The 19,437-nt window shown below is 26.4% G+C and carries 18 protein-coding genes and 1 riboswitch; of the genes, 13 read left to right on the top strand and 5 right to left on the bottom strand.

The features are described 5' to 3' along the window. Window positions 1-24: 24 nt before the first annotated feature. Window positions 25-147, top strand: a riboswitch (FMN riboswitch). Window positions 148-258: 111 nt separating this feature from the next. From ACYQ44_RS01875 to ACYQ44_RS01860, 4 genes are read left to right on the top strand one after another with little or no spacing between them, the layout of a single operon-like run. Continuing rightward, a complete protein-coding gene (locus ACYQ44_RS01875; protein WP_459994794.1) occupies window positions 259-1,431 on the top strand; it encodes a bifunctional 3,4-dihydroxy-2-butanone-4-phosphate synthase/GTP cyclohydrolase II in 1,173 nt (390 codons plus the stop codon). A gap of 11 nt (window positions 1,432-1,442) precedes the next feature. Then, on the top strand, window positions 1,443-1,907 hold the full coding sequence (gene ribH / locus ACYQ44_RS01870) for a 6,7-dimethyl-8-ribityllumazine synthase (protein ID WP_459994793.1): 465 nt from the start codon (window positions 1,443-1,445) through the stop codon (window positions 1,905-1,907). Window positions 1,908-1,911: 4 nt separating this feature from the next. Continuing rightward, window positions 1,912-2,973, top strand: coding sequence for a bifunctional diaminohydroxyphosphoribosylaminopyrimidine deaminase/5-amino-6-(5-phosphoribosylamino)uracil reductase RibD (ribD, locus tag ACYQ44_RS01865; RefSeq protein WP_459994792.1), 1,062 nt, complete (start codon window positions 1,912-1,914; stop codon window positions 2,971-2,973). Next, on the top strand, window positions 2,958-3,515 hold the full coding sequence (locus ACYQ44_RS01860) for a riboflavin synthase (RefSeq protein ID WP_459994790.1): 558 nt from the start codon (window positions 2,958-2,960) through the stop codon (window positions 3,513-3,515). Before ribD ends, ACYQ44_RS01860 begins: the two co-directional genes overlap by 16 nt. Before the next feature lie 14 nt (window positions 3,516-3,529). Here the strand turns inward: ACYQ44_RS01860 and ACYQ44_RS01855 are convergent, their stop codons facing one another. The 5 genes from ACYQ44_RS01855 to ACYQ44_RS01835 are packed head-to-tail and all read right to left on the bottom strand — an operon-like array spanning window position 3,530 to window position 8,365. Next, window positions 3,530-4,414: a glycoside hydrolase family 130 protein gene (locus tag ACYQ44_RS01855; protein ID WP_459994789.1), complete on the bottom strand. Its 885-nt coding sequence runs from the start codon at window positions 4,412-4,414 to the stop codon at window positions 3,530-3,532. A gap of 10 nt (window positions 4,415-4,424) precedes the next feature. Further along, a complete protein-coding gene (locus tag ACYQ44_RS01850) occupies window positions 4,425-5,243 on the bottom strand; it encodes a carbohydrate ABC transporter permease (RefSeq protein ID WP_459994788.1) in 819 nt (272 codons plus the stop codon). After that, window positions 5,240-6,118 (bottom strand): carbohydrate ABC transporter permease, encoded by an 879-nt coding sequence (locus tag ACYQ44_RS01845; RefSeq protein ID WP_459994786.1) that lies wholly within the window; start codon window positions 6,116-6,118, stop codon window positions 5,240-5,242. Before ACYQ44_RS01845 ends, ACYQ44_RS01850 begins: the two co-directional genes overlap by 4 nt. A 4-nt stretch (window positions 6,119-6,122) precedes the next feature. Next, the gene (locus ACYQ44_RS01840; RefSeq protein WP_459994785.1) at window positions 6,123-7,373 is read right to left on the bottom strand and encodes an ABC transporter substrate-binding protein; all 1,251 of its coding nucleotides are present in this window, start codon (window positions 7,371-7,373) and stop codon (window positions 6,123-6,125) included. A 2-nt stretch (window positions 7,374-7,375) separates the two neighbouring features. Next, window positions 7,376-8,365 (bottom strand): LacI family DNA-binding transcriptional regulator, encoded by a 990-nt coding sequence (locus tag ACYQ44_RS01835; protein ID WP_459994784.1) that lies wholly within the window; start codon window positions 8,363-8,365, stop codon window positions 7,376-7,378. Window positions 8,366-8,705: 340 nt separating this feature from the next. Between ACYQ44_RS01835 and ACYQ44_RS01830 the strand changes: the two genes are divergently transcribed. The 9 genes from ACYQ44_RS01830 (at window position 8,706) to xseA (ending at window position 19,412) form a co-directional block, all read left to right on the top strand. Continuing rightward, window positions 8,706-10,052 carry a hypothetical protein gene (locus ACYQ44_RS01830; protein ID WP_459994783.1) on the top strand — a complete coding sequence of 449 codons (1,347 nt, stop codon included), beginning with the start codon at window positions 8,706-8,708 and terminating at the stop codon, window positions 10,050-10,052. Window positions 10,053-10,093: 41 nt separating this feature from the next. Continuing rightward, window positions 10,094-12,283 carry a hypothetical protein gene (locus ACYQ44_RS01825; protein WP_459994781.1) on the top strand — a complete coding sequence of 730 codons (2,190 nt, stop codon included), beginning with the start codon at window positions 10,094-10,096 and terminating at the stop codon, window positions 12,281-12,283. A 295-nt stretch (window positions 12,284-12,578) separates the two neighbouring features. Then, window positions 12,579-13,343, top strand: a complete 765-nt coding sequence (locus ACYQ44_RS01820; protein ID WP_459994780.1) for a DeoR/GlpR family DNA-binding transcription regulator — start codon at window positions 12,579-12,581, stop codon at window positions 13,341-13,343. Between the two features lie 20 nt (window positions 13,344-13,363). After that, entirely contained in the window at window positions 13,364-13,489 is a 126-nt protein-coding gene (locus tag ACYQ44_RS01815; protein WP_459994779.1) for a hypothetical protein, read from the top strand. Continuing rightward, window positions 13,464-15,119 (top strand): glycoside hydrolase family 36 protein, encoded by a 1,656-nt coding sequence (locus tag ACYQ44_RS01810; protein WP_459994778.1) that lies wholly within the window; start codon window positions 13,464-13,466, stop codon window positions 15,117-15,119. Before ACYQ44_RS01815 ends, ACYQ44_RS01810 begins: the two co-directional genes overlap by 26 nt. 1 nt (window position 15,120) lies before the next feature. Next, entirely contained in the window at window positions 15,121-16,083 is a 963-nt protein-coding gene (gene galT, locus ACYQ44_RS01805) for a galactose-1-phosphate uridylyltransferase (protein WP_459994776.1), read from the top strand. After that, a complete protein-coding gene (locus tag ACYQ44_RS01800; RefSeq protein WP_459994774.1) occupies window positions 16,076-17,125 on the top strand; it encodes a galactokinase in 1,050 nt (349 codons plus the stop codon). Before galT ends, ACYQ44_RS01800 begins: the two co-directional genes overlap by 8 nt. 177 nt (window positions 17,126-17,302) lie before the next feature. Then, window positions 17,303-17,992: a 16S rRNA (cytidine(1402)-2'-O)-methyltransferase gene (gene rsmI / locus ACYQ44_RS01795; RefSeq protein WP_459994773.1), complete on the top strand. Its 690-nt coding sequence runs from the start codon at window positions 17,303-17,305 to the stop codon at window positions 17,990-17,992. Next, window positions 17,979-19,412: an exodeoxyribonuclease VII large subunit gene (gene xseA / locus ACYQ44_RS01790; protein ID WP_459994772.1), complete on the top strand. Its 1,434-nt coding sequence runs from the start codon at window positions 17,979-17,981 to the stop codon at window positions 19,410-19,412. The genes rsmI and xseA overlap by 14 nt, the downstream gene beginning before the upstream one ends. Window positions 19,413-19,437 lie beyond the last annotated feature (25 nt).

Here is a 19,437-nt window from a genome sequence, read left to right as displayed (position 1 = left end):
TTATGTTATAATAATATAAAATTGAATATTCTCCGGGGCAGGGTGAAATTCCCGACCGGCGGTTAAAGCCCGCGAGCCTTATTAAATAAGGTTGATCTGGTGAAATTCCAGAGCCGACAGTGAAAGTCTGGATGGGAGGAGAAACCGAAATGTATATAGGTAGTTTTGTTATTAAAACATAATGACATTACTATATATAATGTGATAAAAATTGCCCTGGATAAATCCAGGGCAATTTTATTTTTAGGAGGGAAAAATATGGATAAATTGAGTATTATTAAAACTTTTAAAACTAACAAACCTATAATTATATGGGATGAAAAAAAAGAGGTAGAAGCAGATTTTGTTTTCCCGGCAGAAATGGCAAATAGAGAAATTATAAATTTTTTTATTACTAAAGGAAAGGGATTATTATGTTTGGCTGCTGAAGAAAATTATTTATTAAGTAAAGGTTTTTTTAAATTGCCAACAAATAATCTAGATACACTTCAAACAAATTATTTTATCACTGTTGATCATATTAATACAAATACTGGAATATCTGCTAAGGACAGAGCTATTACTATTAAAAATATTGCTCACGGTAAATATATAAATGAATTTAAATATCCTGGTCATGTACAATTATTAGGTAGTGTTGGGATTAATAATAGAAAAGGTCATACAGAAAGTTCTGTTGAATTAATGAAAATTTTGGGATATAAATCTTTTTCTATTCTAGTTGAAATATTAGATGATAGTGGTAATTCACATAATTATAATTATATAAAAACCATTTCTGAAAAATATGATATTCCATTAATTAGTGTGGAGGATATATTTATCGAAACAGTAAAACATAGATTATACGTTAAACCGATTACTACTGCAAAACTTCCAACTAAGTATGGTGGTTTTAAAATTATAGGTTTTGAAAATAAATTTGATAATAAAGAGCATTTTGTAATTTATAAAGGTAATTTAAAGAAGGAACCTTTGTATGTAAGAATACATTCTGAATGTGTAACAGGGGATGTTTTAACATCAAAAAAATGTGATTGCGGTAGTCAATTACATTTAGCTATGCAAAAAATAAACAATATTGGTGATGGATTAATAATTTATTTAAGACAGGAAGGTAGAGATATAGGTATTACAAATAAAATAAGAGCTTATGAATTACAGGAAAAAGGTTTTGATACAGTAGAAGCAAACTTAAAAATAGGTATGCCCATTGATGGAAGAGATTATGCAATTGCAGCCCAAATTTTAAAATCATTAAATATAAAAAACATTGTTTTAATGACTAATAATCCTGATAAAGTTTATCAATTGAAAAAGTACGGAATAAACGTAGAAAAAGAGGAAAATCATCATGGAGAGATTACAAAAGAAAACAAGTTTTATTTAAAAATAAAAAAAATTAAAATGAATCATAAAATAAATTTATAGGAGGTTATATAATGAAAGTTTATGAAGGTATTTTTGATGGAGAAGGTTTAAGGTTTGGTATTGTAGTTTCAAGGTTTAATTCTTTCTTTTCTGAAAAATTATTAGAAGGAGCCTTAGATGCTTTAAAAAGGCATAATGTTAGTGAAAAAAATATAGAAATTTTTAAAGTACCAGGAGCATTTGAAATCCCTTTTGTTATAAAAAATATTATTAAAAAGAGGTATGATGGGGTTATTGCTTTAGGAGTTGTTATAAGGGGAGAAACATATCATTTTGAAGTTGTTGCAAATGAAGTTTCAAAAGGGATAGCACAAATAAATTTGGAATCTAAAATTCCGGTAACCTTTGGTGTAGTTACAAGTGATACTTTAGAGCAAAGCATTGATAGATCAGGAGCTAAAGCAGGAAACAAAGGGTTTGAAGCTGCGATGGCTGCATTAGAAATGGCTAATTTAAATAAAATATTGAGAGAGTGATTGTATGAATCATGAATATTTTATGAATTTAGCTATAAAAGAAGCTAAAAAAGGTATAGGGAAAGTTAATCCAAATCCATTAGTAGGAGCTGTGATTGTAAAAGACGGTAAGATTATTTCCAAAGGGTATCATGAATTTTATGGTGGTCGTCATGCAGAGATAGTGGCAATTGATAATGCTAAAAAGAATAATATTGATATAAAGGGTGCTACGATGTATGTAACATTAGAACCATGTTCTCATTTTGGGAAAACACCACCATGTGCATATAGATTAGTAAAAGAAGGTTTTAAAGAAATTTATATTGGAATGTTGGATCCTAATCCTTTAGTTAATGGAAATGGTGTAAAAATATTAAATGAAAATGGTATAAAAGTTCAATACGGTATATTAGAAGACAAAGTGAAAGAATTAAATGAAATTTTTATAACTTATATAACCAAAAAAAGACCTTTTATAGCATTGAAATTTGCTATGACCTTAGATGGCTTTATAGCTACAAAAAAATATGATTCGAAATGGATTTCTAATGAAAAATCCAGAAAATTTGTTCATAAACTTAGAAATTATTATAGTTCAATTTTAATTGGAGCAAATACATTAATAAATGATAATCCTAAGCTTACATGTAGATTAAAAAATGGGAGAAATCCTGTTAGAATCATTCTTGATAGAGAAGGAGTATTTAAAAATAAAGAATTAAATATATTAAATGAAGATGGGAAAAATGTTATTTTTACAGAAAAAAACATAAAAAATATAAAATCTAATACTGAAATAATAAATACTATGGATATTTTTGAGATTATTAATATATTATATAATAAAGGCATAGATAGTATCCTTGTAGAAGGTGGAGCAACTATTTTATCTTTGTTTTTAAAATATAATTTAGTAGATAAAATACATATCTTTTATTCTCCAAAAATTATAGGAAATGGTCTTTCTCCATTTAAAAATATAACTATAAATACAATTGAAGAGGCTATAAAATTTAAAAGTAAAAAAAATAGAAATTTTGGAAATAATCTGTATTGGGAGTTGGAACCATGTTCACAGGAATAGTTCAAATATCTGAAAAAATGGAAATTAAAAATAACAAGATAATTGTTAAAAATATTTTTGAAAATATAAAAATTGGAGAAAGCATAGCAATAAACGGAGTATGTTTAACTGTAGAAAAAATAGAAAATAATAAATTATATTTTTCAATGGGTGAAGAAACCTTAAGTAGAACTAATTTAAGATATTATAATCATAAAATTGTAAATCTTGAAAGAGCTTTAAGGTTATCTGATTTTCTTGGTGGTCATATTGTTTCAGGACATGTTGATGGAAAAATAAAATTTTTAAATTTATATAAATCTTCAAATACGTATTGGATGAAGTTCCAAACTCCAAAAGAAAAATGGGCTATTGTAGAAAAAGGTTCTATTACTTTAAACGGTATTAGCTTGACTATTGCAAGAAAAAATCTCGATTCTTTTGAAGTACAAGTAATAGATCATACATATAAAAATACAAATCTTCAGTATTTAAAACCCTATGATTTTGTTAATTATGAAATTGATGTAATTGCACGATATACAAAAAATAGAATAGGATAGAGAATTTCCCTATCCTATTCTTTAATCCATTTATAAACCTCTTCTTTTGTTATAGTGGCTAAAGCAATATAATTGTCAGCAGCACCGTAATAAATATAATATTGATTTTTATATTCAACCATTGCATCAGAAAAGACAACCATAGGAACACCACCGAATTTTTCCCAGGGTTCTTCTGGTTCTAATATAGGTTTTTCTGTCCTTTTTAAAACCTTTCTTGGGTCATTTAAATCTAATAACATAAATCCCAATCTATATATAAGCCTTGGTGCTTTTTGAACTCCATGATAAAGTAATAACCATCCAAATTCTGTTTTTAATGGTGGGCCTGCAATACCTATTTTTAAATTATCCCAGTAACCTTCTCTGGGTTTTGCTATACTCACATAATCTTCCCAATGAGTTAGATCATCAGAAAATGCTAACCAGATATCGGGTTCTAACCTATGGAACATAACATATTTTCCATCAACTTTTTCAGGTAAAATAGCAGCATCTTTATTAGGAGATTCTGGCAAAACAATGCCATGTCTTTCCCAATTAAAGAAATTTGTTGTTGATGCTAAAGCAACACTTATATTAGTGGGTGAATATGCTGTATAACACATATAATATTTTCCATCAATATATGTTAATCTTGGATCTTCAACACCATACATTTCACTAATATCATCAGGTTCAAATACAGGTTTTTCCATTCTGTTAAAATGAATGCCATCTGTACTAACAGCATATCCCATTCTTGATACCATATCTTCACCTTGAGCTCTGTAAAGCATATGAAATAATTCTCCATCATATACTACTGCAGGATTAAATACAAATCTTGATTCCCATAGGTGATTTGGGTTTGGTGAAAATAAAGGATTTAAAGGATGCCTTTTTAATTTTATTTCCAACTTTAACACCTCACTTTAATGTGATTGAAATTCCTTGTAAGAAATATTTTCTAAATATTAAAAATAAAATAACCATAGGAATTGTTTGTATAACTGAACCAGCTAATATAGGTCCAATGTAAGCACCATATTGATGGTTAAAACTTGCTAATAATACAGATAATGGCATTTTATTATAATTTTTCATTACAATTAGTGGCCACATGAAATTATCCCATATTCCAATAAAGGTAAAAAGAGAAATAATAGAAATGGCAGATTTATTTAATGGCATCATGATTTTGAAAATTATCCATAAATCTGTAGCTCCGTCCATTTTTGCAGCTTCAATGTAATCGTTTGGAGTACTTCTATAACTTTGGGTAATCATAAAAATGCCCCATCCACTCATTAAACTTGGTAATATTAATGCTGAATAAGTATTCAATAATCCAAGATTTCTAATTAATATGTAAAGTGGTATTGTAAACATAAAACCTGGAAAAACCATTTGAAAAATTAAAAAATTAAAAATTTTATTTCTGCCTCTAAATTGAATTTTGGCTAAGGCATATGAAATTATAGCTGACGTTAAAATTACTGATAAAGTAACAGTTACAGAGATAAAAATACTGTTAAAAAATGCTCTGATAAAAGGTCTTTGCATCTTTTCAGCGCTTTCAAATATAAATTTAAAATGATCTAAAGTAAAATGGGTTGGCCAAAACCTTGTATATATTTCAGATGAAGGTTTAAAAGATGACATAAAAAGCCATATATATGGATATAACCATATTAAAGCTAAAATAAACATTAGTATATGAAAAATAATAGTATTTATTTTTTTCATATTATATCCACTTCTCTTTCAAGTATTTTTCTTGTTATCCATATAATGCTGAAGCTAAATATAGCTGTAAATATAGACATAGTAGCAGCATATGTTGGATCTAATTTTTGAAAAGCAGAAGTATACATTACCATCATAGGCATTAATGTGCTTCTCATTGGGCCTCCTCCTGTAATCATGTATGGTTCGGTAAAAATTCCAAAAGAAAGAGATATTGCAAAAACTAATACCATAACTATTGAGGGATTTAATAATGGTAATGTTATTTTGAAAAATTTTACATATTTATTTGCACCATCTAATTCTGCGGCTTCATATATACTTTTGGGAATACTTGCTATACCAGCATATAATATTAAGCCATAATACCCAATGAATTTCCACACGACAATTAAAGAAATTGAAAACATTGCTAATTGAGGATTTGTAAACCATGGAATTGTTGCTCCAAATAAATTATAAATTAATTGATTCAAAGGGCCATTTTCAGCAAATAATTTAGAAAACATGATTGAATATGCAACTCCAGAAGATACATTTGCAACTAAAAATGATAAAGCTACAAATGTTTTCCCATATTTAAGTTTATTCAATGCAAGAGCAAATAATAATGAAAATATTAACACAATTGGTATATAATACATTAAAAAATTTATTACATTAAAAAAAGCTTTCCAAAAAATCGGATCATATAATACTCTTAAAAAATTTCTAAAACCAGAAAATTGTGGTGTTCCTACATATCTCCATCTAGAAAATGCTAATATTAACAACCATATAAAAGGATATCCCCAAAAAATTGCTGTATAGATCAAGTATGTTGAGGAAATTAGGAAACCCTTTCGGGCTTCCTTTTTTCTTAAATTGTTAGCCATATAATCACCATATTATTCTGTTAATTTTTTTAACAGAATTTTTAACAGCTGTTGTTGCATCTGTTTTTTCATACATTATAGGTTCAATTAAACTAAATGTCATTTCATCTTGAACTTCGACAGTTTTTGAAATTAGAGCTGGAGGAACAGCGTATTCCACATACTTAGCATATTCTGCAGCCAATTTATTTTTATCAAAAAATTCTTTAAATAATTTATTTGTAAGTAAATCTGATCTAGCAGGAGGCATTTTTGTCAATTCTAACCATAATTTATCATTTTCAGGATTTGAAAATACCCATTTTATAAAATCCCAGGCTTCTTTTTGATGTTTTGAATTTTTGAAAATAACTAAACCTTTTGTATCAGCGAATGTATAAATAGGTTTATCTTTTGGATAATCATCTGGAACTAATGGAGGAGTAATTACTATGTTTTTTAATACATCTGGGAATTGGTTTTCTGCATATGGAATTTCCCATGGACCTTTTAAGCTACCTAATATTACACCATTATATAGTGGAGCATTTCCAAGGTCAACAGCTGTCCATCTATTTTTAAACATTATTTCAAAGAACTTTGCTACTTTAATACCAGCATCGTTATTATAAACTGCTTTATATTTTTTTAAATCAATATATGGTTTTCCTTCATTTGCAGCATAATAATAAGTAATATAATCGAACCATCTATCCCACCAATTTCTTCCTGCAATCACTCTCATTGTATATTTTTCTTTTGGTACGACAAATTTTTTTGATAATTTATAAACGTCAGAATAAGTTTTAGGTGGAGTTTTATAATCATATTGTTCTAAAATATCTTTTCTCCACCACATCAAAATTGGATTTGAATAAATAGGTAAAACATAAGTTTTTCCCATAAAATTCCAGCCTTTTATTATTTCTTTCATTTTTCTAGTAGAAATAAGTTCGTCAAATCCTGGCAATTTATTTATTTCTACTAATTGATCAAGTTCAATTAATTGTGCAGCAAATCCAGAAAAAATATTTGTCGATATATCAGGAGTTCTTCCAGAAGCAATAGCGGTTAAGATTGCTTCTTCTGAACTTCCAGCAGCAGGAATAGTAGACCATTCAATATCAATATCAGGATTTTGTTTTTCATATTCAGCCACTAATTTTTTCCAATATGCTTCTTGATTTGGATTTGGAGCTGTCCAAAATACAATTTTTGTTTTGGCAAACGAAAAAGATAATAGCATTATAAATAATAAAACAAAAAATTTTCTCATTTTCAGACCCCCTTTGTAGTTTTTCTTTCTATAAATTCTGTAAACAAAGAAGTTACATAAGGATGTAAATTTTTTCCGTTGATAAGTTCAATAATTCTTTCTAAAGCAACATTTCCCATCTCATATTTAAATACTTTGACTGTAGAAAGTGGTGGTTCAATAGATGATGAAAAGGCGATATCATCAAATCCTATTATTTGTATATCTTCTGGGATTTTTATTTTTCTTCTTTTTAAAACATTCATAATCATAATTGCTATTGGATCATTAGAAGTAAAAATAATTTCTGGATTTTTGGCTAAGATTAAATCTATAATATAATTTATTGATTTTTGATTTTCTGCAACTTCATATGTTATAGGAAATAAATGGTTATTTTTCATAGCTAATTCATACCCTTCAAATCTTCTTCTGAAACCATAAAATTTTAATGGCCCATGGACATGAAGAATCCTTTTGTAATTTCTCTTTATCATTTTATCAATCACATAATATGCTCCATCAAAACCATTTGATATAATCGCATTTATTTTTTTTCCTACAATATAATTATCAACCAATACTTTGTGAATATTATAATCAATGATTTCGTCTGGTATAGTATCCGAACCCAAAATTAATATTCCATCACAATCATTATTTTTTTGAATAAATTCATCAAAAGTCATTATTTTTACATTTGCTTTATTTTCTTTTGCGCCATCAAATATTCCTTTTAATACAGTTAAATAGAAATCCATTTCACCGAATTCATTTTTTTTCTTTTCTAATATATTTTTAATTCTGTTGCTATAAAGGACACCGATTTTAAATCCATATTTTGCTTTTGCAAGATGTTTTGCTTGGCTAGATGGTTTGTAGTTTAATTCTTCAACAGCTTTTAGAACTCTTATTTTTGTTTTTTCAGAATATTTACCTTTATTGTTTAATACTCTTGAAACTGTTGCTATTGAAGTTCCAGCTAATTTTGCAACATCTTCAATATTTGCCATGATTTCACCTCAATTATGTAAGCGCTTAACCATTTAGAATAATAACACAAATATAAAAAATAAAAAAATAAAAAAAACTTATTTAACGCTTAATAATATTTTTTATAGATAATTATTATTGATTATATTTAAAAATCTAATTATTTGTAATTAATTTCTAATTTAAAAATAGTATAGAAATTCAAGAATTTTGAGTGTAATGAACATATTTTAGCTATCAGCTCTTCTAGATATAACTATTCGTTGAATAATAAGTTTGAAAAAAAAAAGAATATGATATATAATCAAAAATGTGTAAGCGCTTAACCAAAAAATTAGCATTAAAAAAAGGGGGGAAAGCATGAAAAAAGGCATTTTAGTATTATTATTGATAATTTTTTCAATTTTTGTAATGGCAGAAGAAAGAGTAATTGAAATCAAAACTAATCAAATGACATGGATGGAAGTACCTTATACGATATCCTTTTCGAAACTTTTAGATATTGTAGGAGAAGACTTTGAAGCAAATTGGTATTCAATAAGAGTGTTGGATGAAAATGGTAATTATTTACCATACCAAATAAACGACATGGATGGAAATAAAAGAATATCTTCTTCTGATGAACTTCTTTTTACATTTAAAAAATATGCTAAAATTATGATATCTGATGATTCTAGTAAAGATTTAATGGCTTTTAACCCAAATTTTTCTGTTGAAAAGGAAAATGATGAGTATTTAGTAACTTCAAAAGATTTTGATATAAAAATAAATAAATTTGGATTAGCTAATTTTATAAGATACAAAGATATAAAAGGAACTATTTATAACGAACTAGGGACAGCTAGAATTGCTGGATGGTCAGGAAGTACTTTTTATATTAATGGTAAATTAGGAAAACATGTGGAAATGACTTCTTCTGGGTTAGAGATAGAAAATGTTCGTGTTTTAGATGCTGGCCCAGTAGCAGTAACAGTTATTTCGGATTTGTATTCAAAATTATTACCAGGTTTAAATCAACATATAGTAACCTATATTTTTAAAACGGGAGATGTATTGGTAAAAAATTCATTTAGATTTACAAATTATGTTGATATTATGAAATTACAAGTAATGGCAACAGCACCGATTACAAATATTGATGATAACGCAAAACACATTTTACCAATGTTTAGAAGAATGGTTTGGGCAGAGCAAATTAACGGTTCTCCTCTTGAATATTGGGAACAAAGAGATGCTGTGAAATATGTAAATGGAAAGCCATATATAGAGTTTTCAGCAATTGATTCTATGAAGCCATTATGGTGGGGAGCAACATATGCATTTGTTTCAGAGGAAAGTTGGAGAGCTAATTTTTCACCTAAATATAGTATAGGTGCTGCAGAAATACTTCCAGAAAAACCAGTAATTTACTCTGATCTAAAAGAATTTGTATTTAACGATTTTTGGTTCTATGAAAGTAGAGAATTTAGAGATGGTATTTTTAGATGGCTTCCTGGAGAAATGGATAATTATGAAGCCACTAAAGAGATATTCCCACCATATTCAGAAGAAAATGTAGGAAAATATTGGATGGCAAAATTTAAGGCTGGAGATGTTGTGAATTATACAAGATATTATTCGATTTTTCAATCTCGCGATACTTCAGAGGCAATTGATTTCTTAGAAAAGAGAGCAATTGAGATTCAAAATATTCACGTTTTAAAATAATAATCAAGGGCACTTTAAGTGCCCTTTTTTGGAGGGATAAAATGAAAAAGAGTTTAATATTATTGTTTTTAATATTTGCAATATCAATCTTTTCAATAAATCTAAATTTTTCTCATTTAGAATTTTTACGTGATACTTTCAAAATAGGAGATAAAGATGTTATAGGTTACTGGATATATGCCGATAAATATGGTGACAAGTATGTTCATAAAGAAGCATTTGGTGAAGGAGTCACTTGTGTCGATGATGTTGCAAGAGTGGCTATTCTTTACACTGATTTGTATACTATAAAAAAAGATAATTTTTACTATAAAAGAGCAAAAGAGGCTTTAGAGTTTTTATTTGCAATGCAAGATACCGATGGAGATTTTTATAACTTTATTTTTAAGGATGGGAAAATTAATAAATATGGAATAACTAGCAGAAAATCTGCAAGTTGGTGGGCAGTTAGAGCATTTTGGGCATTAAGTAATGCGATAAATGTATTTCAGGATGAAGAATTAAATTCCAAATTAATAAATTCCGCTAAAAAAGTAAAGTATGTTCTTTTGGAAAATTTAGATTCTAATTTTTTATTGAATAAAAGTACAGATGTATCGTCAATTTTTTTATTAGGATTATCAAAATATTATTATTATTCACATGACAAAGAAGATTTAAAATATATAATTGATATTTCTAATTCGATTTTAAAATCTCAAGTTAAAGAAGGCCCTTTTGTAGGTGCCTATAACGAAGGAGATGAAAATAATTTTTTATGGCATTCTTGGGGATCGAGGCAAGGAGAGGCTTTAATAGAAGCTTATAAAATTACAAAGAATAAGGTCTATCTTGATTCAGTTAAAAACTATTCTAAATTTTTAGATTTATTGATATCTTTAGGACCTATATATGAAATTAAAGATTATATAAATAAATATCCTTATTTATCTTATGGGTTAGAAACGATAATATCAACTTTATCAAAATTATATTTAGTGACACAAGAAGATATATATGCTGTAAAAGCTTTTTTATTTGGTTCTTTTTATTACGGGAATAACTCTTTAAATTATCCAATGATAGGGAAAAATGGTGAAGGATATGATGGGATGCATTCTGTTTATATAAATCAAAATGCAGGTGCAGAATCTACGATATCAGCATTAATATCTTTGGAAAGATTAAATCGTTTGCCAAAAAGATTTGAACACTTTTTTTATTCAAAAATGTTAAATAGTAAAGGATCTGTTTTATTAGAAGCAGAAAAAATGGATGCAGGAATATATTATTTTGAATTAGAAAATTCTGGGAATATCCAAATAAAAACAAACGAAAAAATAGCATTAAAAACAAAAATTAATTTTTCTGGAGATTATTATTTATATCTTATTGGTAAAATTCCAACTTCAAAAATTAATGTGTATTCAGGAGGAAAAAAAATAACTACTGAAAATATCTATATTCCAATTAATTTGAAAGAAGGGAAATTAACTATTTCTATTACTCCGTATAATAATGAAACGTTATATTTGGATCAAATTTTGATAATAGCTAAAAATCCATTTTATATAGTAAAGTCAGAAAATAATTACTTCAAAATAGTAGAGAAAAATTATGAAGTAATAGAATATAAAGAAAAAAAAATAGATGAAAAAAATATTATAAATATAAATATAAAAGCAAAAACTTTTAATATTGATGAACATATTTTAGTTGATTTAAGTAATGCTTTCAATAATGATGGTATAACATATTTTTCTGAAAGGAAAGAAGGAAATTTTGATAATCCGGACGGTGTTTTTGGTGCTAAATATCCTGCTGAAAAAATAGAAAAATATTTATCAAATAGTATTTTAAGATACAATAATATACCATTTAGAATCCTTATTGATGGATTGGATAATATAGTCACTTCAGGTCAAAAGTTAGAATTTGATAATATTATTGGGAAAAAACTTTATATTTTAGGTTCTTCAGAACATGGAAACTACCAAGGAAAAATTATTATAGAATATGAAAATGGAGATTTACAGGAAGAATTATTAAGCTTTTCTGACTGGTGTCAGAACCCAGTTTTTGGAGAAGAGATAGTTATTGATACAATATATAGATACTCAGGTATAGGGATAAAGGAAAATCTGAATCCTAAAATATATATAAATGAGTTTAAATTAAAAAACAAAAAAATAAAAAACATTTATCTCCCCAAAAAACCTACAATGCATATTTTTGCCATTACAATAAAATAAAGAATTTTGATTTTAGCAGAACCCTATTGAATTAACGGGTAATTTGATTAAAATTTTTTTATTTGAAGTGCTTGATTTCTATTTTCTATAGAAATTAGGCACTTTATTTTTTCGTTTATTTTCGTTTAGTTTCAATTATTGCGATATTTAGAAAATAAACGAAATTAACTACTAATTAAATATAGCTATTCGTAAGTGAACATAAATATATATTAAGAGATTTTGAAAAAAATAAATAAAGTATTAAAATAATATTGTTAGTATATGTACAGTAATTTGGAGAAAGGATGATTTTATGTTTGCTGAAGAAAGACAAAAGAAGATAATAACTTTTATAAAAAACAAAGGGAAAGCATCCGTAAATGAATTATCTAAATTTTTAAAAGTCAGCGCTGTAACTATAAGAAAAGATTTATCTTATTTAGAAGAATTGGGTAAAGTAATTAGAACACATGGAGGCGCTATTTTACCAGATCATGCAAAGGTAGAATGGAATTTTTTAAGTAAAATAAAACAGATGAGTTTTGAAAAAAAAGAAATTGCTAAAAAAGCTTATTCTTATATACAAGAAGATGACACTATTGCTTTGGATAGTAGTAGTACAAATTATTATATTGCAGACTTATTAAAACAAAAACCTATAAATGGTGTTACGATAATTACCAATAATATTTATATTGCAGAGAAATTAGTTGAAAGTCATTATGAGATAATTTTATTAGGAGGAACTATTAGGAAAAATAGTTTTTCTATAGTGGGGCCATGGTCAATAAGATTTCTTGAAGATTTGAATTTAGATATAGCTTTTCTTGGAACAACAGGAATATCTTACGAAAAAGGTTTTATGGTTGCTAATTTTCTGGAGGCTGAGTTAAAAAAAGCTATTATACAAGCGTCAGAAAAAAAGTTTATTGTAACAGATTCATCAAAATTTTTTAAAAAATCATTCGTTTCTTTTTCTAACTTTTTTGAAATTACGGGAATTATAACTGATAAAAAAATCCCTATTAAATTTTCTAACTTTTTTGAGAAAAGTAAAATACATATTGATTGCGTTTAATATGTTTAGGAGGTTTTTATATGTCAATTACATTTATTGGTCATGTATCTAAAGATATTAATATTGTTATGGAGAATTCAAAAATAGTAAATAAGACAAAAATTCCAGGTGGTGGATTATATGAATATATTAGGAAATTATTTTGACGGAGAATATATTGAATTTAAAAAAAATGATTATTTATTAAAATTGAAAATAGATAAGATTCCTGAAGGTTACATAATTAGAGGAAAAGTAAAAGGAATTTTAAATAAAATGGAATTATTTGATGATATTGTAGAAGAAAATTTATTTATTAATAATTGGCAAAGTTGGAGTCCTACAAAAAAAATAAATATTTCAACATATAAATACAATATTCCAGATGATTGGAAAAGTAAAGCTAAGTTTGCTGTACATCCAATTCCTGAACTTTTAGAGAACAACATAATATCTGATTATTTTTTAGGGAAAGAGAATAAATTATATGGATTTTTAACTTCAAAAATAGCTCACCCTTTTTTTATAGTTAAAGATAATAAAATTATTGCTTGTTTGGAATATTTTGGGAAAAAAGCAGATGATTATATAGATATTGAACCATTAATAATATTAGAAAATGAACCTCTAGAAAAGTTATTAGAAATTTATGCGGATTATGTTAGGATTGAACTTAATCCTAAATTTTCTAAATGGAATCCAATAGGATGGTCATCGTGGTATCAATATTTTGAAAATTTAACTTGGGAAGAGATATTAAAAAATTTAAAATTATCTATGGAGTATAATTATGAAGTTTTTCAATTAGATGATTCATGGCAAAAAGATATAGGTGATTGGAAGCCTAAAGAATTATTTCCTTCTATCGAAACAATTTCTAATAAAATAAAGGAATATGGATATATTCCAGGATTATGGTTAGCTCCCTTTAGTGTATCTGAAACTTCAGAAATATTTTCTAATCATAAAGATTGGCTCGTAAAGGATAAAAATGGTAATCCTAAAGTCGCTTATTATAATTGGAATAAAAATATATATGCACTTGATACTACGCATCCAGAATCTCAAAAATATTTATCTTCAATTTTCAATGATCTGAGAAATAAAGGTATTCATTATTTTAAAATAGATTTTCTCTTTGCTGGGGCTATACCTGGTAAAAGGCATTTGGATGTAACCCCTATAGAAGCATATAATATAGGAATGAATATTATTCGTAAGTCAACTAATATGTATTTTGTTCTTGGGTGCGGAGCTCCAATTTTACCTTCAGTTGGATATGTGGATGGAATGAGAATTAGTACTGATACGGCACCTTTTTATAAAATGGATTCTCCAGATTTTATATATCCAAATGCTTATTATGCCTTAAGAAATGTTTTAACAAGAAGCTTTATGAATGGAAAGTGGTGGTGGAATGATCCTGACTGTTTATTATTAAGAACAGAAGATACAGAATTAAAAAATGAAATTATTGAAATGTATTCATATGTATCTGGTGTATTAAATAATATGATAATTCAAAGCGACGATTTAGAAAAAAATATTCGAAAAGATGTATTTTCAAAAACTTTGGAATTAAAAGATGGTATTTCTCATGTTAAAGGTTTATTAGGTAATAATGATACGTTTGAAATAGAATCTTATAATACAAAATCAGGAAATATTAAAATGAAAATTGATTTAAAAAATAAAAAATATGAAATACTCCATGATCAGGACTATATAAAATTAAATAAAAAAACAGTTTTGAATGAGGATGGAAGGTTATTTCATTATTATGAAGAGAGGGATTAATATGCTTGAAAGAAGATATAATCCAATCACTGGGGAATGGGTAATGATATCATCTTCAAGACAAAAGAGGCCTAATTTGCCAAAGGATAGTTGTCCAATATGCCCAGGAGTGTTAGAACTTCCTGGGGAATATGATTTAGTTAGTTTTGAAAATAGATTTCCCGCTTTAAAAAAAGATTCACCTGAGATTGAAAATGATAGTAATGTTTTATTAAAGGAAAAATCACAAGGTATTTGTGAGGTAATTGTATATACTGAAAATCATAATTCTGAATTATCTCAAATGCCATTAAAACAAATTGAAAAATTAATTAATATGTGGGCCGATAGAACGAAAGAGCTTTTATCTTATAATTTTGTTAAATATGTTTTTATATTTGAAAATAAAGGGAAAGAAGTAGGAGCAACTTTACCACATCCTCATGGACAATTGTATGCTTTTCCTTTTCTTCCTCCAAGAATTGAATTAAAAATGAATTCTTTAAAAAAATGGTATTCAGAAAAACATTCATGTGCAGTGTGTGATATAGTTAATGAAGAAAAAAAAGAAAATAAAAGAATAGTATATGAAACAAAAAATATTATAGCACTTGTTCCTTTTTATGCAAGGTATCCATATGAAGTTCATATTTATCCTAAAAGACATGTAGAAACTATATATGAGTTATCAAATGAAGAAAAAAAAGAATTTGCACGTGTATTAAAAATTGTAATAAATAAATATAATGCTTTATTCAATATGCCATTTCCATATATGATGATGTTTTTTCAAAAGCCATTTAATATAAAAAAAACTACACATTATTTTCATTTTCATGTGGAATTCATTTCACCTATGAGGGGACCAAACTTAATTAAATGGATAGCTAGTGTTGAAAGTGGAACATGGGCATTTATAAATCCGATAGAACCTGAAGAAGCGGCAAAACAGTTAAGAAATGTTGAGGTGAATATAAATGTATAGAGCTCCTGGAAGAATAAATATTATTGGTGAACATACAGATTATAATGATGGATATGTTTTACCTTTTGCAATAGATAAATATATTAATTTGGAAATTAAAGTCTCAGATAATTTTTTATTTCATTCTGAAAACACTAATCAAGAAATTTCTTTATTAGAGTTAAAAAAAACAAATACATGGGCTGATTATATAATAGGAGTTATATTGGAAATAGAAAAAATCAAAGGTAAAATTCAACCTTTTAAATTTTTTGTTAAATCTAATCTTCCTATAGGAGCAGGTTTATCAAGTTCAGCAGCTTTAGAAGTAGTATCAGCGTATGCATTAAATGATTTTTTGAATTTAGGATTTTCTTTAGAAGAAATAGCTTTAATTGGTTGGAAATCAGAGAATAAGTTTGTTGGTCTAAATTGTGGTATTATGGATCAATATGCTTCAACATTATCAAAGGAAAATCATGCATTATTTTTAGACACATATACAAAAAAATATAATTTAATACCTTTAAACTTAAAGGAGTATAATTTTTATATTATTAATTCAGGAGTAAAACACGAGCTTGGGAATTCTGAATATAATATTAGGAGAAAACAATGTAATGAAGCTTTAAAAATATTAAATAAAAAAACATTTAAAGAAGTATCTTATGATGATTTAAAAAAATTAGATAAAATATTGTATAAAAGGGTGAAACATATTTTGGATGAAAATAAAAGAGTTATAAAAACAGTAGAATCATTAAAAGATAATAATATTGAAGCTATTGGGAAATATCTTTTTGAATCTCATGAAAGTTTGAGAAATTTATATGAAGTTTCATGTGAAGAAATAGATTTTATTGTAGATTATTTAAAAAATAAAGTATCAGGAGCTAGAATAGTAGGTGGTGGCTTTGGTGGAGCTGTATTAGTTCTTTCAAAAGATGATGAATTAGAAATTTGTATAGATAGTTTGAAAAATGAATATAATAAAAAATATAATATTGATATAGAATATTTTAAAGTAAAAAGTTCAAATGGTGTTGAAAAAATAGAAAATTAAATATAAAATGCCTCCAGAGCGGATAATGTACTCTGGAGGTATTTTTATTGAGAACTTTTATTCTTATTTTAAATAATATAATTATTAAAATAGAAAATTAAAAATTTATTTTTCTTTTTATTTAATAATTATATTATATAATAGATTATATATAGTTATGAGAAAAGAGGTGGATTTATGGGAAAACTTTTTATAATCGGAACCCCAATAGGTAATCTAAAAGATGTATCTTTAAGGGCTATTGAAATATTAAAGGATTCAGATGTGATTTTTGTTGAGGATAAAAGGGTTACTATAAAATTATTAAATAATTTAGATATAGGTAAAAAAGAGTTATTTACTTTTAGTGAGTATAATGCAAATAAGGTTCTTAAAAAAGCTTTAGAGATTGTGAGAAAAAATAATATTTGTTCTTTAGTTAGTGATGCGGGTATGCCAGTTATATCAGATCCAGGTTATCAATTAATAAATAAATGTTGGGAAGAAAATATTGAAATAGATATTATACCAGGCCCTAATGCTCCTTCTGCAGCAATTGCATTAAGTGGTTTTCCTGGGTCGAAATATATGTTTTATGGTTTTTTACCAAGGGGGAAAAATAAAAGGAGACTTTTTAGAAAAATAAAAGATTTAGGAATGCTTTTTGTTTTTTTTGAATCTCCTCAAAGATTAAATAATACATTAAAAGAAATACTTGAAATAATAGGGGATAGAGATATATTCATTGCAAGAGAAATGACAAAAATTCATCAAGAATTATTTAGAGGGAAAGTAAGTGAAGCTTTAAAACATTTTTTAGAAAAAAATGTTAAAGGAGAAATAACTGTTGTTCTTTCTGGAAAAGAGGGTGAAAATGAAAAAATTTAGAGACCTTTTAGAACTTTTAAATTGGATTTCTTTTGAATTAAAAAAAACATCATTATTTGATGAAATAGTTGTCTTTGCGGGAGATATATCAAGTGCAAAAACAAGTAATAATGGGGATTTATTTATAGAAATTTCTCAAAGAAATAATACTGGAAAAACTTATAAAATAACTGTCTTTCTTTCAAAAAAACATGTACTAACTTTATTAGAAAGATTAGAATTAAAATCTGTGAAAGACTTAGAAAATAAAAGTTGGAAGTTTAAGGGAAAACTTTCGTTTTGGCCTACATCCTCAACTATAGCAATCAGATTACAATCATTAATGCCGTTGGGAAATTCTAAATTAGAAAAAAGGAAAAAAGAAATATTATATAAATTAAAATCTGAAGGTTTATTAAGGATTAAAGAAAATAAATTAGAAAATTTGAATCCTATAAAAAAAATCGCAGTAATTTCATCTAAAACAGCGGCAGGTTATGGTGATTTTATTAAAAATATTAGTAAATTACGAATATCTCCAATTGTACATCTTTATCCTTCTACTATGCAAGGAGTAGAGGTGCCAATGAGTGTGACCAAAGCTTTGAAATTAATATTAGATTCAAAAATAGATTATGATATTATTGTAATAATTAGAGGTGGTGGCGCTCAATCTGATTTAATGTATTTTGATGATTATAGATTAGCTCAAAATATAGCGCGAGTTTCAAATAATAAAATTCCAATATTAACAGGTATAGGTCATGAGAAAGATAAAACTATTCCAGATTTTGTTTCATATATGAGTTTTTCTACACCGACTGAAGTAGCAAGAGCAATTATAAATCAAATAGAATCTTTTAATAATAAAATAGAAAATAATTTTCAAAACATATTTCATTCTATAAATAATATATTATTACAATCAGAATTTTATACGAAAAATATATTAAATAATTTAAGTATTCAAATTGATAAATTCTTTGAAGAAGAAAAAAATAAAATTAGTAATTCATTAAACACTTTAATGTATTTTGAGAGAATATTGGAAAATTCGGAATCGTTTATATACAAAGAATTAAATCTTTTTGATTTTATTTCCAGATATATAAGTAATGAATTTAATATAATCAAAAATTATAATAATAATATTGAAGATACTATAAAAAAACTTTTTGAATTATATGAGTCAAATCTTTCAAAAAAATTAAGCGACTATTATATTGAAATCACCAAAAACAGTCCGTTTAGTTCATTTTTAAGTGGTGGTGCAGTGTTGGTTCAAAATTCTGAAGTAATAAATAGTGTTTATAAATTAGATAAAGAAAAAATTTTAGAAATTAAATTACAAGATGGTGAATTAGAAAGTTTAATAAAAAATATAAAATACTATAAGATTTCCGGTAAGGAGTCAAGGATAAAAAAAGGAGAAAAAGGGTAATAAATAGCCATAAAAAAGGCTAAAC

The organism is Marinitoga arctica, assembly GCF_054657315.1.
Note: the sequence above shows the minus strand (reverse complement) of the source record. Positions and strands in the feature narration are given on the sequence as shown.

What these genes read in the sequence shown, in the direction of transcription:
- ACYQ44_RS01875 (WP_459994794.1), top strand. Translation starts at nt 259, where the DNA reads ATGGATAAATTGAGTATTATTAAAACTTTTAAAACTAACAAACCTATA.
- ribH (WP_459994793.1), top strand. Translation starts at nt 1,443, where the DNA reads ATGAAAGTTTATGAAGGTATTTTTGATGGAGAAGGTTTAAGGTTTGGT.
- ribD (WP_459994792.1), top strand. Translation starts at nt 1,912, where the DNA reads ATGAATCATGAATATTTTATGAATTTAGCTATAAAAGAAGCTAAAAAA.
- ACYQ44_RS01860 (WP_459994790.1), top strand. Translation starts at nt 2,958, where the DNA reads ATGTTCACAGGAATAGTTCAAATATCTGAAAAAATGGAAATTAAAAAT.
- ACYQ44_RS01850 (WP_459994788.1), bottom strand. Translation starts at nt 5,243, where the DNA reads ATGAAAAAAATAAATACTATTATTTTTCATATACTAATGTTTATTTTA.
- ACYQ44_RS01845 (WP_459994786.1), bottom strand. Translation starts at nt 6,118, where the DNA reads ATGGCTAACAATTTAAGAAAAAAGGAAGCCCGAAAGGGTTTCCTAATT.
- ACYQ44_RS01840 (WP_459994785.1), bottom strand. Translation starts at nt 7,373, where the DNA reads ATGAGAAAATTTTTTGTTTTATTATTTATAATGCTATTATCTTTTTCG.
- ACYQ44_RS01835 (WP_459994784.1), bottom strand. Translation starts at nt 8,365, where the DNA reads ATGGCAAATATTGAAGATGTTGCAAAATTAGCTGGAACTTCAATAGCA.
- ACYQ44_RS01830 (WP_459994783.1), top strand. Translation starts at nt 8,706, where the DNA reads ATGAAAAAAGGCATTTTAGTATTATTATTGATAATTTTTTCAATTTTT.
- ACYQ44_RS01825 (WP_459994781.1), top strand. Translation starts at nt 10,094, where the DNA reads ATGAAAAAGAGTTTAATATTATTGTTTTTAATATTTGCAATATCAATC.
- ACYQ44_RS01820 (WP_459994780.1), top strand. Translation starts at nt 12,579, where the DNA reads ATGTTTGCTGAAGAAAGACAAAAGAAGATAATAACTTTTATAAAAAAC.
- ACYQ44_RS01815 (WP_459994779.1), top strand. Translation starts at nt 13,364, where the DNA reads ATGTCAATTACATTTATTGGTCATGTATCTAAAGATATTAATATTGTT.
- ACYQ44_RS01810 (WP_459994778.1), top strand. Translation starts at nt 13,464, where the DNA reads ATGAATATATTAGGAAATTATTTTGACGGAGAATATATTGAATTTAAA.
- galT (WP_459994776.1), top strand. Translation starts at nt 15,121, where the DNA reads ATGCTTGAAAGAAGATATAATCCAATCACTGGGGAATGGGTAATGATA.
- ACYQ44_RS01800 (WP_459994774.1), top strand. Translation starts at nt 16,076, where the DNA reads ATGTATAGAGCTCCTGGAAGAATAAATATTATTGGTGAACATACAGAT.
- rsmI (WP_459994773.1), top strand. Translation starts at nt 17,303, where the DNA reads ATGGGAAAACTTTTTATAATCGGAACCCCAATAGGTAATCTAAAAGAT.
- xseA (WP_459994772.1), top strand. Translation starts at nt 17,979, where the DNA reads ATGAAAAAATTTAGAGACCTTTTAGAACTTTTAAATTGGATTTCTTTT.